The organism is Streptococcus sp. HMSC073F11 (assembly GCF_001810785.1).
In the GTDB taxonomy this organism is placed as follows: Bacteria; Bacillota; Bacilli; order Lactobacillales; family Streptococcaceae; genus Streptococcus.
In genome coordinates, this window is record NZ_KV802690.1 from 439,606 (window position 1) to 454,832 (window position 15,227).

A 15,227-nucleotide genomic window follows, 5' to 3' on the forward strand; every position below is an offset into this window, starting at 1 on the left:
TAAATGGAGGTACCTCATGTTTCGTAAGAATAAATTATTTTTTTGGACCAGTGAGATTTTACTATTAACCATTATATTTTATTTATGGAGAGAGATGGGAGCGATTATTACACCTTTTGTAAGCGTTGCAAACACTATAATGATTCCCTTTCTTTTAGGTGGTTTTTTATATTATTTGACCAATCCTATTGTAAATTTTTTACAAAAGTATTTCAAAATTAACCGTATCATTGGTATTCTACTAACCTTGTGTGCCTTGGTTTGGGGGCTAGTTATTGGAGTAGTCTATCTCTTACCGATTTTGATTAATCAGCTGACCAGTTTGATTGCAACAAGTCAGACAATCTACAGTCGTCTGCAAGATTTGATTCTCGATTTATCCACTTATCCAGCCTTTCAAAATTTAGATATTCAAGCGACTATTCAACAGTTAAATCTCTCCTATGTAGATATTCTACAGAATATCCTAAATAGTGTAACGAATAGTGTTGGAAGTGTCCTATCTGCGCTCTTTAGTACTGTTTTGATTATTATCATGACCCCTGTATTTTTAATTTATTTTTTGTTAGATGGTCACAAATTCTTGCCGATGCTTGAACGTACTGTTTTAAAGCGAGATAAGTTGCATATTACAGGTCTTTTAAAAAATTTGAATGCTACAATCGCTCGCTATATTAGTGGAGTTGCCATTGATGCGATTATTATTGGTTGTTTAGCCTTTATCGGATATAGCGTAATCGGTTTGAAATACGCTTTGGTCTTCGCTATCTTTTCAGGATTAGCCAATCTCATTCCTTATGTAGGCCCAAGTATTGGCTTGATTCCGATGATTATTGCCAATGTCTTTACTGACCCTCATAGAATGTTGATTGCAGTTGTTTATATGCTGATTATTCAACAAGTGGATGGAAATATTCTCTACCCTCGGATCGTTGGTGGGGTAATGAAGGTTCATCCAATTACGATTTTAGTATTACTTTTGTTATCAAGTAATATCTATGGTGTCATTGGTATGATTGTCGCTGTACCAACTTATTCTATCTTAAAAGAAATTTCTAAGTTTTTATCACGTTTGTATGAAAATCATAAAATAATGAAAGAACGAGAAAGAGAATTAGCTAAGTAAAAGTCAGGAAATTCCTGATTTTTCTTTTTCTTTACCCAAGTGATAGGAGTAGAAGTGTCGTTTAGATTAGCAGATTAAGAATAATTCACAAAAACTTTGTAAAACACTTGCAATTTAGCTGAAATTTGATAAAATAGTAAGGAAAGTTAGACTGTATTGCCTACTGTCTATCTATAAAATATATTTTATTGGAGGCTTTTACTCAAATGGCAAAAGAAAAATACGATCGTAGTAAACCACACGTTAACATTGGTACTATCGGACACGTTGACCACGGTAAAACTACCCTAACTGCAGCTATCACAACTGTTTTGGCACGTCGCTTGCCTTCATCAGTTAACCAACCTAAAGACTATGCGTCTATCGATGCTGCTCCAGAAGAACGCGAACGCGGTATCACAATCAACACTGCGCACGTTGAGTACGAAACTGAAAAACGTCACTACGCTCACATCGACGCTCCAGGACACGCGGACTACGTTAAAAACATGATCACTGGTGCCGCTCAAATGGACGGAGCTATCCTTGTAGTAGCTTCAACTGACGGACCAATGCCACAAACTCGTGAGCACATCCTTCTTTCACGTCAGGTTGGTGTTAAACACCTTATCGTCTTCATGAACAAAGTTGACTTGGTTGACGACGAAGAATTGCTTGAATTGGTTGAAATGGAAATCCGTGACCTATTGTCAGAATACGACTTCCCAGGTGACGATCTTCCAGTTATCCAAGGTTCAGCTCTTAAAGCCCTTGAAGGTGACACTAAATACGAAGACATCGTTATGGAATTGATGAACACAGTTGATGAGTACATTCCAGAACCAGAACGTGACACTGACAAACCATTGCTTCTTCCAGTCGAAGACGTATTCTCAATCACTGGACGTGGTACAGTTGCTTCAGGACGTATCGACCGTGGTATCGTTAAAGTCAACGACGAAATCGAAATCGTTGGTATCAAAGAAGAAACTCAAAAAGCAGTTGTTACTGGTGTTGAAATGTTCCGTAAACAACTTGACGAAGGTCTTGCCGGAGATAACGTAGGTGTCCTTCTTCGTGGTGTTCAACGTGATGAAATCGAACGTGGACAAGTTATTGCTAAACCAGGTTCAATCAACCCACACACTAAATTCAAAGGTGAAGTTTACATCCTTACTAAAGAAGAAGGTGGACGTCACACTCCATTCTTCAACAACTACCGTCCACAATTCTACTTCCGTACTACTGACGTTACAGGTTCAATCGAACTTCCAGCAGGTACTGAAATGGTAATGCCTGGTGATAACGTGACAATCGACGTTGAGTTGATCCACCCAATCGCCGTAGAACAAGGTACTACATTCTCTATCCGTGAGGGTGGACGTACTGTTGGTTCAGGTATGGTTACAGAAATCGAAGCTTAATTCGATTTAGTTCCCAGAAGAACAATTATTTAAGTCAGACACTAAAAGAATCTTGCTATGCAAGGTTCTTTTTTTCTGATATTGAACTAAAATTGAAGAATTGTACACAAAAAAGCTCTATACACTTGATGGGCATAGAGCAAACGGAGCTTTATCTGATATAGAGTTCTTGATTTTTTAGGACAATTTCACGTACGCTTGCAAACTTTTTGAGTTTTTTGATTTCTTCTGGATGAGTGACGAGAGTGATAACATAGCCTTCTTTACCCATGCGGCCAGTACGGCCAGCACGGTGAGTGTAGGTTTCAATATCTCTAGGAACATCAAAGTTTACGACGCATTCTAGGCTATCGATATCAATTCCACGAGCCAAAAGGTCAGTTGCAAGGAGTAGGGTTAGTTGCTTATCTTTAAACTTTTCTAAGATGATTTTTCTAAATTTGACATTAACATCACTAGCGAGGGAAACAGCCAAGATATCACGATACTGTAATTTTTCTTCTGCACTCCCAAGGTCTGACAGGCTGTTAAAGAAGACTAGTCCGCGGAAATCCTCAACATGAGCCAGTTTTCGTAGCATATCCACTCGGTGACGTTGATCTACCTGCATGTAGAAGTGCTGGATGTTGTCCAATTTTTGGTCAGAGAGATCAATGGTACGTGTGTGAGGCGCAATCTTTTCTTGGTCAAACTTGGTTGTCGCACTCATATAGACAAGTTGGTGGTTACGAGGTGCGTAGTGAGTAATTTTCTCGACAAAGTGTATCTGAGAATCATCGAGCAATTGGTCGAATTCATCCAGGATGATGGTTTCCACATTCATCATCTTGATTTTTTTCAATTTAATGAGTTCAAAGATACGGCCAGGGGTTCCAATCAGAATTTCTGGTCCTTTTTTTAGGCGTTCAATTTGACGTTTTTGACTTGAACCTGATAGAAAGAGTTGGGCTGTCAAGCCGATAGCTTCTGACCATGTTTTACATACGTCAAAAATCTGTCCAGCAAGCTCAGTATTTGGTGCTAGAATCAAGAGTTGTTGGGTTTTTTTCTTTTGTAGTCTGAGAAGACTTGGTAGAAGGTAAGCTAGGGTCTTACCAGTTCCTGTTGGGCTCACTCCTAGGAGGTTTTCTCCAGCAAGAAGGGGCTCAAATAGTTGGGTTTGAATGGGAGTGAATTCTTGGAAACCGAGTTGGTCACTCAGTTCTTGCCATTCAGTCGGTAGTTTGGTTTTCATTTTTCTGCCTCAAATCTAATGCCAGCAGTCTGGCGCATAGTATATAGTAGCTTATGAACTGAACTTGCATCTTCCAGCCAAGTTTGGTAGAGATTCAGATCTGGTTGCTGGATCATGTGTGCAAATACAGCGACTTCCTCAGTCATTGTATGAGGAGCCTGTTGGATAGGGAGTTGGACTTGATTGCCTTGATGGTCGGTAAAAATAGCCGAGCGAACATGCTCAATCGTGTTGAGGGTCAAGGTACCATCTGTCGTATAAATTTCGCAAGGAAGATTGGAAGTGATGTTTTTCCCAGCTTTGATATGAACTTGAAAGTCTGGGTAGAAGAGGATTCCGTCTCCAATCAGGTCAATGCTATTGTCAAGCTGTTGAGCCTGATAGGTCGCGTCCTCGGCATTCCCAAAAAGACGAACGGAAGCGTAGAGAGGATAAATACCCAAATCCATGAGAGCACCGCCAGCAAAACGATCTGAGAAGACATTTGGTGTCTGTCCAGCCAACAAGTTAGGCATTTTGGAAGAATACTTGGCATAGTTGAAATCTGCTCCCAAAATTTGTTTGTCTGCTAAAAAGTTTTTGATGATAGTGAAAGCTTTTTCATGGTAATTGCGAGCTGCTTCGAATATAAAACAGTGATTTTTTTCAGCTGTTTGAACCAAATCCAGCCATTCTTGTGGTTGAGTGACAGCTGGCTTTTCAAGAATGACGTGTTTACCTGCAGACAAGGCAGCCTTTGCCTGAGCAAAATGCAAGGAGTTTGGGCTAGCAATATAGACCACATCAAAGGAGCTCTTGAAGAAGTCCTCTACTTGATCAAAGAGTTGGATATTCTGATAGCGAGAAGCAAAGGTTGCCGCAGTTTCTAGTTTTCTAGAATAGACTGCGACCAGCTTGTATTCTCCACTGGAATGGGCTGCTTCTATGAAGTGGTGGCTGATAGCCCCTGTTCCGATGACACCTAATTTAATCATAGTTACTCCTTTTCCGATTTCAAATCCTTCTTTCATTATAACATAGATAGACGGGACTATCCAACAGAGGGGAAAAAATTTCAAATAAGCTACTAGGTCTTTTCCAAAGAAAGTGGTACAATAATGAGATGAGTAAATGAAATAGGAGGAAAAATGAGGTTATTACCTATAAGAAAAATATCACGTCAGTCTAAGAGGCTAGCGCTTTTTTTGACTTTTTGTGCAGGATATGTAGATGCCTATACTTTTATTGTCCGAGGGAATACTCTTGTAGCTGGACAAACGGGAAATGTCGTCTTTCTATCAGTGGGACTCATTCAACAGAATGTATCAGATGCTAGTGCCAAAGTAATGACCTTGCTAGCTTTTATGATGGGGGTCTTTTTACTAACTGTTTATAAGGAAACATTTAGAATTGTGAAAAAACCTATTTTGTCCTTGCTTCCTTTAGCAATCTTATCAATAATTATTGGTTTTGTGCCGCAGACTGTAGATAATATCTATCTAGTACCGCCCTTGGCCTTTTGTATGGGCCTGGTGACAACTGCTTTTGGAGAAGTGTCAGGTATAGCTTATAATAACGCGTTTATGACAGGGAATATCAAACGGACCATGCTGGCTTTTGGAGATTATTTTCGGACCAAGCACACTCCTTTTTTACGTGAAGGGATTATCTTTGTTAGCCTGCTTAGTAGTTTTGTCCTTGGCGTTGTCTTTTCAGCTTATTTGACGATTTTCTATCATGAAAAGACCATTCTTGGTGTTCCTATTATGATGAGTATTTTTTACCTCAGCATGCTTTTAGCCTCTTGGCGAAAAAAGTAAAAGAAAAAGCTTCATTTTAGGTGTTATTACTTGTAAGAAAATAGGAGATATGCTATACTTGAAGAGTTGACTATGCACGATCCTGTGCAACCGCACGAACGTCGTTGCTTGATTATTCAAGTTTAAGTGGTTTGTCCCACGATGCTAGGCGAGTCTTCACAAAAAATTCGGGGAAACCCATAAAAATCATAGGAGGTGCATAATGAGCACATACGCAATTATCAAAACTGGCGGAAAACAAGTTAAAGTTGAAGTTGGTCAAGCAGTTTACGTTGAAAAATTGAACGTTGAAGCTGGTCAAGAAGTTACTTTTAACGAAGTTGTTCTTGTTGGTGGTGAAAACACTGTTGTCGGAACTCCACTTGTTGCTGGAGCTACTGTAGTTGGAACTGTTGAAAAACAAGGAAAACAAAAGAAAGTTGTTACTTACAAGTACAAACCTAAAAAAGGTAGCCACCGTAAACAAGGTCACCGTCAACCATATACAAAAGTTGTCATCAACGCAATTAACGCTTAATTTTAAGGAGAACACATGATACAAGCAGTCTTTGAGAGAGCCGAAGATGGCGAGCTGAGGAGTGCGGAAATTACTGGACACGCCGAGAGTGGCGAATACGGCTTAGATGTCGTGTGTGCATCGGTTTCTACGCTTGCCATTAACTTTATCAATTCAATTGAGAAATTTGCAGGCTATGAACCAATCCTAGAATTAAACGAAGATGAAGGTGGCTATCTGATGGTTGAAATTCCAAAAGATCTTCCTTCACACCAGAGAGAAATGACCCAGTTATTCTTTGAATCATTTTTCTTAGGTATGGCAAACTTATCGGAGAACTCTTCAGAGTTCGTCCAAACCAGAGTTATCACAGAAAACTAACACGGAGGAAAACATTATGTTAAAAATGACTCTTAACAACTTGCAACTTTTCGCCCACAAAAAAGGTGGAGGTTCTACATCAAACGGACGTGATTCACAAGCGAAACGTCTTGGAGCTAAAGCAGCTGACGGACAAACAGTAACAGGTGGATCAATCCTTTACCGTCAACGTGGTACACACATCTACCCAGGTGTAAACGTTGGACGTGGTGGAGACGATACTTTGTTCGCTAAAGTTGAAGGCGTAGTACGCTTTGAACGTAAAGGACGCGATAAAAAACAAGTTTCTGTTTACCCAATCGCTAAATAAAAAGGTCCAGTGAACCTTTTTATCCCGAGCCTTGAAATATAAAGGCGAGGAAGCTAGAAGTAGCATAAACTAAGGCTTTCCGAGTTTTCGGAGAGCCTATTTTTTTATTTTGATACCCACGCTGATACCCATATTTTAAAAACCAATGTAAGAAGCGAACTTGTCAGCCACTTTATTTTATAGATACAATTATAAAATAGTTGAATGGAGAACTTTTACGCTTTTACAGCAATGAATGTTATAAGGGAATAAGATATTGTAAAAATTGCAAAGGTCTGATATTATAATTGTATCTCAGAGAAAATTAAGCAGAATGAAAGGATGTGAACTTGTGTGAAAAAGATGATCACAATAGTAGTCTGTTTAATCTCTTTTCTTGTTCTATCTGCTTGTGTCAGTAAGAAAAAACTTATTCTTCCTGAACCTGAAACGATCTCTGTAATTTCTATTCAGAAAAAACTCTCTGAAAATGTTAAAACAATAACCAAGAGAGAAGAAATCTTAAAATTGATTGAGGAGATACAGAAACAGTCCAAATCTACAACTTTTGAGAGTGTAAATGATCAACCGACAAATGTTAAAGATTACATCGTTATCAAGTTTTATCATCAGAATGAAGAAAAGGATAGTGTAGTCTATTTATATACTAAGAAGAAAAGACAGTATATTGAGCAACCTTATGCTGGTATCTGGGAAGTAAATCCAGATAAAGCTAATAGGATTGAAGAGACTTTTTCATAAATTTATAGTAAATCGAATTTGTATCATGTTTTAAACGGTAAATCAAAAAGATTTGCTGTTTTTGTTTGAAATATAATTTAGACTGAAAAAAGACATTATTCTAATTCTTGCATTGGGACGTTAGAGTCTTCATTGAAACTTGAAAATTTCCAGACTTTTTTCCTTTTTGGAAAACTTCTAAAATATGGTATAATGAAAAGATAAAGAAGTTGGGGGTAGAAGATGAACATTCAACAATTACGCTATGTTGTGGCTATTGCGAATAGCGGTACTTTTCGTGAAGCTGCTGAAAAGATGTATGTTAGTCAGCCGAGTCTGTCTATTTCTGTTCGTGATTTGGAAAAAGAGTTGGGCTTTAAGATTTTCCGTCGGACCAGCTCAGGGACTTTCTTGACTCGTCGTGGTATGGAATTTTATGAAAAAGCGCAAGAATTGGTTAAAGGATTTGATATTTTTCAAAATCAGTATGCCAATCCTGAGGAAGAAAAGGATGAATTTTCCATTGCTAGTCAGCACTATGACTTCTTGCCACCAACCATTACGGCCTTTTCAGAGCGCTATCCTGATTATAAGAACTTTCGTATTTTTGAATCAACTACTGTTCAAATTTTAGATGAAGTAGCGCAAGGGCATAGTGAGATCGGGATTATCTACCTCAACAATCAAAATAAAAAAGGTATTATGCAACGGGTTGAAAAGCTAGGTCTGGAGGTCATTGAATTGATTTCTTTCCATACCCACATTTATCTCCGCGAGGGGCATCCTTTGGCTCAGAAAGAGGAATTGGTTATGGAGGATTTAGCTGATCTACCAACGGTTCGTTTCACTCAAGAAAAAGACGAGTACCTTTATTATTCAGAGAACTTTGTTGATACCAGTGCGAGCTCGCAGATGTTCAATGTGACAGACCGTGCTACTTTGAATGGTATTTTGGAGCGGACGGACGCTTATGCAACAGGTTCCGGATTTTTAGATAGTGACAGTGTCAATGGGATTACAGTCATTCGTCTCAAGGATAACCTAGATAATCGCATGGTCTATGTTAAACGTGAAGAAGTGGAGCTGAGTCAAGCTGGGACTCTCTTTGTAGAAGTCATGCAAGAATATTTTAATCAGAAGAGGAAATCATGAAAAAAAGAGGAATAGTGGCAGTCATTGTACTACTTTTGATTGGGCTTGATCAGTTGGTAAAATCCTATATCGTCCAGCAGATTCCACTGGGTGAAGTACGCTCTTGGATTCCCAATTTCGTTAGTTTGACCTACCTGCAAAATCGAGGTGCAGCCTTTTCTATCTTACAAGATCAGCAGTTGTTATTCGCTGTCATTACCCTGGTTGTCGTGGTAGGTGCCATTTGGTATCTACATAAACACATGGAGGACTCATTCTGGATGGTCTTGGGTTTGACCTTGATTATCGCAGGTGGTCTTGGAAACTTTATTGACAGGGTAAGTCAGGGCTTTGTTGTGGATATGTTTCACTTGGACTTTATCAATTTTGCAATTTTCAATGTGGCAGATAGCTATCTGACTGTTGGAGTGATTATTTTATTGATTGCAATGCTAAAAGAGGAAATAAATGGAAATTAAAATTGAAACTGGTGGCCTGCGTTTAGATAAGGCTTTGTCGGATTTGACAGAATTATCACGTAGTCTCGCGAATGAACAAATCAAATCAGGACAGGTCTTGGTTAATGGTCAAGTCAAGAAAGCTAAATACACAGTTCAAGAGGGTGATATCGTCACTTACCATGTACCAGAGCCGGAGGTCTTAGAGTATGTGGCTGAGAATCTTCCGCTAGATATCATCTACCAAGATGAGGATGTGGCCGTCGTTAACAAACCTCAGGGGATGGTGGTGCATCCGAGTGCTGGTCATACTAGTGGAACTCTAGTAAATGCCCTTATGTATCATATTAAGGACTTGTCGGGTATCAATGGGGTTCTACGCCCAGGAATTGTTCATCGTATTGATAAGGATACGTCTGGCCTTCTCATGATTGCTAAAAACGATGAGGCGCATCTAGCACTTGCCCAAGAACTCAAGGATAAAAAGTCTCTCCGAAAATATTGGGCTATTGTTCATGGAAATCTGCCTAATGATCGTGGTGTGATTGAAGCTCCGATTGGCCGTAGTGAAAAAGACCGTAAGAAACAGGCTGTGACTGCTAAAGGGAAGCCTGCAGTGACCCGTTTCCACGTCTTGGAACGTTTTGGTGATTACAGCTTGGTAGAGTTGCAGCTAGAGACAGGACGCACTCATCAAATCCGTGTTCACATGGCTTATATTGGCCATCCAGTCGCTGGTGATGAGGTCTATGGTCCTCGCAGGACTTTGAAAGGACATGGACAATTTCTCCATGCCAAGACTCTAGGCTTTACCCATCCGAGAACAGGTGAGACCATGGAATTTACAGCAGATATCCCAGAGATTTTTAAGGAAACATTGGAGAGATTGAGAAAGTAAGAATGAAAAAGAAATTAACTAGTTTAGCACTTGCAGGTGCTTTTTTATGCTTGTCATTTCATGGGAATGTTCAAGCTCAAGAAAGTTCAGGAAATAAAATCCACTTTATAAATGTTCAGGAAGGTGGCAGTGATGCGATCATTCTTGAAAGTAATGGACATTTTGCCATGGTGGATACAGGAGAAGATTATGATTTCCCAGATGGAAGTGATTCTCGTTACCCATGGAGAGAAGGAATTGAAACATCTTATAAGCATGTTCTGACAGATCGTGTTTCGCGACATTTAAAGGAATTGGGTGTCCAAAAACTTGATTTTATTTTGGTAACCCATACCCATAGTGACCATATTGGAAACGTTGATGAGTTACTGCAAACCTATCCAGTTGGTCGTATCTACATGAAAAAATACTCTGATAGTCGGATTACAACACCAACTCATCTATGGGATAATCTGTATGGCTATGATAAGGTTTTACAGACTTCTGCAGAAAAAGGTGTTTCAGTTATTCAAAACATTACACAAGGAGATGCTCATTTTCAGTTTGGGGACATGGATATTCAACTCTATAACTATGAAAATGAAACTGATTCATCAGGTGAATTAAAGAAAATTTGGGATGACAATTCTAATTCTTTGATTAGTGTAGTGAAAGTCAATGGTAAGAAAATTTACCTCGGAGGAGATTTGGATAATGCTCATGGAGCAGAAGACAAGTATGGTCCTCTCATTGGAAAAGTTGATTTGATGAAGTTTAATCATCACTATGATACCAATAAATCAAACACCAAGGATTTCATTAAAAATTTGAGTCCGAGTTTGATTGTTCAAACTTCGGATAGTTTACCTTGGAAAAATGGTGTTGATAGTGAGTATGTCAATTGGCTCAAAGAACGAGGAATTGAGAGAATTAACGCAGCCAGCAAAGACTATGATGCGACAGTTTTTGATATTCGACAAGATGGTTTTGTCAATATTTCAACTTCTTACAAGCAGATTCCAAGTTTTCAAGCTGGTTGGCATAAGAGTGCTTATGGAAACTGGTGGTATCAAGCGCCTGACTCTACAGGAGAATATGCAGTTGGTTGGAATGAAATCAAGGGTGAATGGTATTACTTCAACCAAACGGGTATCTTGTTACAGAATCAATGGAAAAAATGGAACAATCGTTGGTTCTATTTGACAGACTCTGGTGCATCTGCTAAAAATTGGAAGAAAATCAATGGAAGCTGGTATTATTTCAACAAAGAAAATCAGATGGAGACTGGTTGGCTTAATACTGGCGGTCAGACCTATTATCTATCAAATGATGGGGATATGATAACAGGATGGCGTAAGATTGATGGACAATGGTACTATTTTGCTCAATCAGGGGAAATGAAAACGGGCTGGGTAAAAGATAAAGAAACCTGGTACTATATGGATTCTACTGGTACCATGAAGACAGGCGAGATAGAAGTTTCTGGTCATCATTACTATCTAGAAGAATCAGGAGCTATGAAGCAAGGCTGGCTTAAAAAGGCAAATGATTGGTATTTCTATAAGGAAGACGGTTCACGAGCTGTTGGTTGGATTAAAGACAAGGATAAATGGTACTTCTTGAAAGAAAATGGTCAATTACTTGTGAACGGTAAGACACCAGAAGGCTATACTGTTGATTCAAGTGGTGCCTGGTTAGTGGATGTTCCGGTAGAGAAATCTGCTACAACTAGAGATACAAGTAACTCAGAAATAAAAGAATCCAATGAAGTAGTGAAAAAAGATCTTGAAAATAAAGAAACGAGTCAACACGAAAGTATTACAAGTTCTTCAACTAGTCAAGATTTGACTTCTTCAACTTCACAAAGCACTGAAACAAGTGCAAATAAATCGGAATCAGAACAGCAGTAAAAAAGAAGGTTTTAGGGCCTTCTTTTTCCTATCAACTCTTTTCTATTTCCTGCCATTCATGTTATAATGGATAAATATGAAGAATCGGAGTGAGACTATGAAATTCAAACGGATTGTCTTTAAGGTGGGGACTTCTTCTCTGACGAATGAGGATGGAAGTTTATCACGTAGTAAGGTAAAGGCTATTACCCAGCAATTGGCTATGTTGCACGAAGCTGGTCATGAGTTGATTTTGGTGTCGTCGGGTGCCATTGCTGCAGGTTTTGGGGCCTTAGGATTTAAAAAGCGTCCGACTAAGATTGCTGATAAACAGGCTTCAGCAGCGGTAGGACAAGGGCTTTTGTTGGAAGAATACACGACCAATCTTCTCTTGCGCCAAATCGTTTCTGCACAAATCTTACTGACTCAGGATGATTTTGTGGATAAGCGCCGTTATAAAAATGCCCATCAGGCTTTGTCAGTTCTACTTAGCCGTGGCGCGATTCCTATCATCAATGAGAATGACAGTGTCGTCATTGATGAGCTCAAGGTTGGGGACAATGATACTCTAAGTGCTCAGGTAGCAGCCATGGTTCAAGCAGACCTTTTGGTCCTCTTGACAGACGTAGACGGTCTATATACTGGAAATCCTAATTCAGACCCAAGAGCCAAACGCTTGGAGCGAATCGAGACCATCAATCGTGAGATTATTGATATGGCCGGTGGAGCAGGTTCTTCAAACGGAACTGGGGGCATGCTAACAAAAATCAAGGCTGCAACTATTGCGACAGAATCAGGAGTTCCTGTTTATATCTGCTCATCCTTGAAGTCAGATGCCATGATTGAGGCAGCTGAGGAGACCAAGGATGGTTCCTACTTTGTTGCTCAAGAGAAGGGACTTCGTACCCAGAAACAATGGCTGGCCTTTTATGCTCAGAGTCAAGGTTCTGTTTGGGTTGATAAAGGGGCTGCAGAAGCTCTCTCTCAACATGGAAAGAGTCTTCTCTTATCTGGTATCGTTGAAGCAGAAGGAGCCTTTTCTTACGGTGATATCGTGACAGTATTTGACAAGGAAAGTGGAAAATCACTTGGAAAAGGACGCGTGCAATTTGGTGCATCTGCTTTGGAGGATATGTTGCGTTCTCAAAAAGCCAAGGGTGTCTTGATTCACCGTGATGACTGGATTTCCATTACTCCTGAAATCCAACTACTCTTTACAGAATTTTAGAGGTAAACTATGGTAAGTACACAAGAACAATTTGAACAGGTACAGGCTGTTAAAAAATCGATCAACACAGCTAGTGAAGAGGTGAAAAACCAAGCCTTGCTAGCCATGGCTGATCATTTATTAGCAGCTACTGAGGAAATTTTAGTGGCCAATGCCCTCGATATGGAAGCGGCCAAGGGTAAAATCTCAGATGTGATGCTGGATCGTCTTTATTTGGATGCAAGTCGTATAGAAGCAATGGCAACTGGGATTCGTGAAGTGGTTGCTTTACCAGATCCAATCGGTGAAGTTTTAGAAACCAATCATCTTGAAAATGGTTTGCTTATCACAAAGAAACGGGTGGCCATGGGAGTTATTGGTATTATCTATGAAAGCCGTCCAAATGTGACGTCTGATGCGGCTGCTTTGGCTCTTAAAAGTGGAAATGCAGTTGTTCTTCGTAGTGGTAAGGATGCCTATCAAACGGCCCATGCCATTGTTACAGCCTTGAAGAAGGGCTTGGAGACAACGACCATTCACCCAGATGTAATTCAACTAGTGGAAGATACTAGCCGTGAAAGTAGCTATGCCATGATGAAGGCTAAGGGCTATCTAGACCTTCTTATTCCTCGTGGGGGAGCTGGTTTGATCAATGCTGTGGTTGAAAATGCTATCGTACCTGTTATCGAGACTGGGACTGGGATTGTCCATGTCTATGTGGATAAGGATGCAGATGAAGACAAGGCTCTGTCTATCATCAACAATGCCAAAACCAGTCGTCCTTCTGTCTGCAATGCCATGGAGGTTCTACTTGTTCATGAAGACAAGGCAGCAAGCTTCCTTCCTCGCTTGGAGCAAGTTCTAGTTGCAGAGCGTAAAGAAGCTGGGTTGGAGCCAATTCAATTCCGCTTGGATGAGAAAGCAAGTCAGTTTGTTTCAGGTCAAGTAGCTGAAGCACAAGACTTTGACACCGAGTTTTTGGACTATGTCCTAGCTATTAAGGTTGTGAGCAGTTTGGAAGAAGCAGTTGCCCATATTGAAACCCACAGTACCCATCATTCGGATGCCATTGTGACGGAGAATGCTGAAGCAGCAGCTTACTTTACAGCTCAAGTGGACTCTGCAGCGGTCTATGTCAATGCTTCAACTCGTTTCACAGATGGAGGCCAATTTGGTCTTGGTTGTGAAATGGGGATTTCTACTCAGAAATTGCACGCGCGTGGTCCAATGGGCTTGAAGGAGTTGACTAGCTACAAGTATGTGGTTACTGGTGACGGACAGATAAGGGAGTAAGAGATGAAGATTGGATTTATCGGTTTGGGGAATATGGGAGCTAGTTTGGCCAAGGCTGTCTTGCAGGCCAAGATGGGTGCTCAGATTCTCCTTGCCAATCGTAGCCAAGCCAAGGTAGATGCTTTCATCGCCAACTTCGGTGGTCAGGCTTCCAGCAATGAAGAAATATTCGCAGAAGCAGATGTGATTTTTCTAGGAGTTAAGCCTGCTCAGTTTTCTGAACTGCTTTCTCAATACCAGACCATCCTTGAAAAAAGAGAAAGTCTTCTTTTGATTTCCATGGCAGCTGGATTGACTTTAGAAAAACTAGTAAGTCTTATCCCAAGTCAACACCGAATTATTCGTATGATGCCAAATACTCCAGTGGCTATCGGACAAGGAGTGATTAGTTATGCCTTGTCTTCTAATTGCAGGGTTGAGGACAGTGAGCTCTTTTGTCAGCTTTTAAATAAGGCTGGTCTCTTGGTTGAACTGGGAGAAGGATTAATCGACGCGGCGACAGGTCTTGCAGGTTGTGGACCAGCCTTTGTCTATCTCTTTATTGAGGCCTTGGCAGATGCAGGTGTTCAGACAGGATTACCACGAGAAATAGCATTGAAAATGGCAGCTCAAACTGTGGTAGGAGCTGGGCAATTGGTCCTTGAAAGTCAGCAACATCCTGGAGTTTTGAAAGACCAAGTTTGTAGCCCAGGCGGTTCGACTATCGCTGGTGTAGCGAGTCTAGAAGCGCATGCTTTTCGAGGAACAGTCATGGATGCAGTTCATCAAGCCTACAGACGAACACAAGAACTAGGTAAATAAGAGGTGGCTTTGTCTGCCTCTTTTATGGTGGTTGATACTCTTCGAAAATCTCTTCAAACTGCGTCAGATTCCATCTGCAACCTCAAAACAGTGTTTTGAGCA

At 40.3% G+C, this 15,227-nt stretch carries 15 protein-coding genes, 2 pseudogenes and 1 other annotated feature; of the genes and pseudogenes, 14 read left to right on the forward strand and 3 right to left on the reverse strand.

Features of this window, described 5'->3' with window-relative positions:
- Window positions 1-16 precede the first annotated feature (16 nt).
- The gene (locus tag HMPREF2764_RS03825; RefSeq protein WP_070527284.1) at window positions 17-1,126 is read left to right on the forward strand and encodes an AI-2E family transporter; all 1,110 of its coding nucleotides are present in this window, start codon (window positions 17-19) and stop codon (window positions 1,124-1,126) included.
- Window positions 1,127-1,332: 206 nt separating this feature from the next.
- Window positions 1,333-2,529 carry an elongation factor Tu gene (gene tuf, locus HMPREF2764_RS03830; RefSeq protein WP_001040726.1) on the forward strand — a complete coding sequence of 399 codons (1,197 nt, stop codon included), beginning with the start codon at window positions 1,333-1,335 and terminating at the stop codon, window positions 2,527-2,529.
- A gap of 151 nt (window positions 2,530-2,680) precedes the next feature.
- Here tuf and HMPREF2764_RS03835 read toward each other — a convergent pair whose 3' ends face one another.
- Complete coding sequence (locus HMPREF2764_RS03835) at window positions 2,681-3,763, reverse strand: DEAD/DEAH box helicase (protein ID WP_070527287.1); 1,083 nt, start codon at window positions 3,761-3,763, stop codon at window positions 2,681-2,683.
- Complete coding sequence (locus HMPREF2764_RS03840) at window positions 3,760-4,737, reverse strand: Gfo/Idh/MocA family protein (RefSeq protein ID WP_070527291.1); 978 nt, start codon at window positions 4,735-4,737, stop codon at window positions 3,760-3,762. The genes HMPREF2764_RS03835 and HMPREF2764_RS03840 overlap by 4 nt, the downstream gene beginning before the upstream one ends.
- 153 nt (window positions 4,738-4,890) lie before the next feature.
- Here HMPREF2764_RS03840 and HMPREF2764_RS03845 point away from each other — a divergent pair.
- From HMPREF2764_RS03845 to HMPREF2764_RS03865, 5 genes and pseudogenes are all read left to right on the forward strand, one after another.
- Window positions 4,891-5,582: pseudogene (locus tag HMPREF2764_RS03845) on the forward strand (YoaK family protein).
- A gap of 58 nt (window positions 5,583-5,640) precedes the next feature.
- Window positions 5,641-5,728 (forward strand) — a sequence feature (ribosomal protein L21 leader region).
- Between the two features lie 36 nt (window positions 5,729-5,764).
- Window positions 5,765-6,079: a 50S ribosomal protein L21 gene (rplU, locus tag HMPREF2764_RS03850; RefSeq protein WP_000109141.1), complete on the forward strand. Its 315-nt coding sequence runs from the start codon at window positions 5,765-5,767 to the stop codon at window positions 6,077-6,079.
- Between the two features lie 15 nt (window positions 6,080-6,094).
- On the forward strand, window positions 6,095-6,439 hold the full coding sequence (locus tag HMPREF2764_RS03855) for a ribosomal-processing cysteine protease Prp (protein WP_000613699.1): 345 nt from the start codon (window positions 6,095-6,097) through the stop codon (window positions 6,437-6,439).
- A gap of 16 nt (window positions 6,440-6,455) precedes the next feature.
- Window positions 6,456-6,749 carry a 50S ribosomal protein L27 gene (rpmA, locus tag HMPREF2764_RS03860; RefSeq protein WP_000916509.1) on the forward strand — a complete coding sequence of 98 codons (294 nt, stop codon included), beginning with the start codon at window positions 6,456-6,458 and terminating at the stop codon, window positions 6,747-6,749.
- Between the two features lie 342 nt (window positions 6,750-7,091).
- Entirely contained in the window at window positions 7,092-7,490 is a 399-nt protein-coding gene (locus tag HMPREF2764_RS03865; protein WP_398578121.1) for a DUF5301 domain-containing protein, read from the forward strand.
- Window positions 7,491-7,645: 155 nt separating this feature from the next.
- Here HMPREF2764_RS03865 and HMPREF2764_RS10270 read toward each other — a convergent pair.
- A pseudogene (locus HMPREF2764_RS10270) lies at window positions 7,646-7,720 on the reverse strand (AraC family transcriptional regulator); the annotation flags it as partial.
- Between HMPREF2764_RS10270 and HMPREF2764_RS03870 the strand changes: the two are divergent.
- The 7 genes from HMPREF2764_RS03870 to proC all read left to right on the forward strand — a co-directional run bounded on the left by HMPREF2764_RS03870 (window position 7,713) and on the right by proC (window position 15,125).
- Entirely contained in the window at window positions 7,713-8,621 is a 909-nt protein-coding gene (locus HMPREF2764_RS03870; RefSeq protein WP_001025697.1) for a LysR family transcriptional regulator, read from the forward strand. The pseudogene HMPREF2764_RS10270 and the gene HMPREF2764_RS03870 overlap by 8 nt on opposite strands.
- Entirely contained in the window at window positions 8,618-9,079 is a 462-nt protein-coding gene (gene lspA / locus HMPREF2764_RS03875) for a signal peptidase II (RefSeq protein ID WP_000745686.1), read from the forward strand. Before HMPREF2764_RS03870 ends, lspA begins: the two co-directional genes overlap by 4 nt.
- On the forward strand, window positions 9,069-9,956 hold the full coding sequence (locus tag HMPREF2764_RS03880; RefSeq protein ID WP_070527301.1) for an RluA family pseudouridine synthase: 888 nt from the start codon (window positions 9,069-9,071) through the stop codon (window positions 9,954-9,956). Before lspA ends, HMPREF2764_RS03880 begins: the two co-directional genes overlap by 11 nt.
- Before the next feature lie 2 nt (window positions 9,957-9,958).
- On the forward strand, window positions 9,959-11,845 hold the full coding sequence (cbpE, locus tag HMPREF2764_RS03885) for a phosphorylcholine esterase CbpE (RefSeq protein ID WP_070527304.1): 1,887 nt from the start codon (window positions 9,959-9,961) through the stop codon (window positions 11,843-11,845).
- A 97-nt stretch (window positions 11,846-11,942) separates the two neighbouring features.
- Window positions 11,943-13,052 carry a glutamate 5-kinase gene (proB, locus tag HMPREF2764_RS03890; RefSeq protein WP_070527307.1) on the forward strand — a complete coding sequence of 370 codons (1,110 nt, stop codon included), beginning with the start codon at window positions 11,943-11,945 and terminating at the stop codon, window positions 13,050-13,052.
- A 9-nt stretch (window positions 13,053-13,061) separates the two neighbouring features.
- Window positions 13,062-14,324, forward strand: a complete 1,263-nt coding sequence (locus HMPREF2764_RS03895) for a glutamate-5-semialdehyde dehydrogenase (protein ID WP_070527310.1) — start codon at window positions 13,062-13,064, stop codon at window positions 14,322-14,324.
- A gap of 3 nt (window positions 14,325-14,327) precedes the next feature.
- Entirely contained in the window at window positions 14,328-15,125 is a 798-nt protein-coding gene (gene proC / locus HMPREF2764_RS03900) for a pyrroline-5-carboxylate reductase (RefSeq protein WP_070527313.1), read from the forward strand.
- Window positions 15,126-15,227: the final 102 nt, after the last annotated feature.

Bases quoted from the DNA above. Each gene is read 5' to 3' on its own strand.
- HMPREF2764_RS03825 (WP_070527284.1), top strand. From the start codon at position 17: ATGTTTCGTAAGAATAAATTATTTTTTTGGACCAGTGAGATTTTACTA.
- tuf (WP_001040726.1), top strand. From the start codon at position 1,333: ATGGCAAAAGAAAAATACGATCGTAGTAAACCACACGTTAACATTGGT.
- HMPREF2764_RS03835 (WP_070527287.1), bottom strand. From the start codon at position 3,763: ATGAAAACCAAACTACCGACTGAATGGCAAGAACTGAGTGACCAACTC.
- HMPREF2764_RS03840 (WP_070527291.1), bottom strand. From the start codon at position 4,737: ATGATTAAATTAGGTGTCATCGGAACAGGGGCTATCAGCCACCACTTC.
- rplU (WP_000109141.1), top strand. From the start codon at position 5,765: ATGAGCACATACGCAATTATCAAAACTGGCGGAAAACAAGTTAAAGTT.
- HMPREF2764_RS03855 (WP_000613699.1), top strand. From the start codon at position 6,095: ATGATACAAGCAGTCTTTGAGAGAGCCGAAGATGGCGAGCTGAGGAGT.
- rpmA (WP_000916509.1), top strand. From the start codon at position 6,456: ATGTTAAAAATGACTCTTAACAACTTGCAACTTTTCGCCCACAAAAAA.
- HMPREF2764_RS03865 (WP_398578121.1), top strand. From the start codon at position 7,092: ATGATCACAATAGTAGTCTGTTTAATCTCTTTTCTTGTTCTATCTGCT.
- HMPREF2764_RS03870 (WP_001025697.1), top strand. From the start codon at position 7,713: ATGAACATTCAACAATTACGCTATGTTGTGGCTATTGCGAATAGCGGT.
- lspA (WP_000745686.1), top strand. From the start codon at position 8,618: ATGAAAAAAAGAGGAATAGTGGCAGTCATTGTACTACTTTTGATTGGG.
- HMPREF2764_RS03880 (WP_070527301.1), top strand. From the start codon at position 9,069: ATGGAAATTAAAATTGAAACTGGTGGCCTGCGTTTAGATAAGGCTTTG.
- cbpE (WP_070527304.1), top strand. From the start codon at position 9,959: ATGAAAAAGAAATTAACTAGTTTAGCACTTGCAGGTGCTTTTTTATGC.
- proB (WP_070527307.1), top strand. From the start codon at position 11,943: ATGAAATTCAAACGGATTGTCTTTAAGGTGGGGACTTCTTCTCTGACG.
- HMPREF2764_RS03895 (WP_070527310.1), top strand. From the start codon at position 13,062: ATGGTAAGTACACAAGAACAATTTGAACAGGTACAGGCTGTTAAAAAA.
- proC (WP_070527313.1), top strand. From the start codon at position 14,328: ATGAAGATTGGATTTATCGGTTTGGGGAATATGGGAGCTAGTTTGGCC.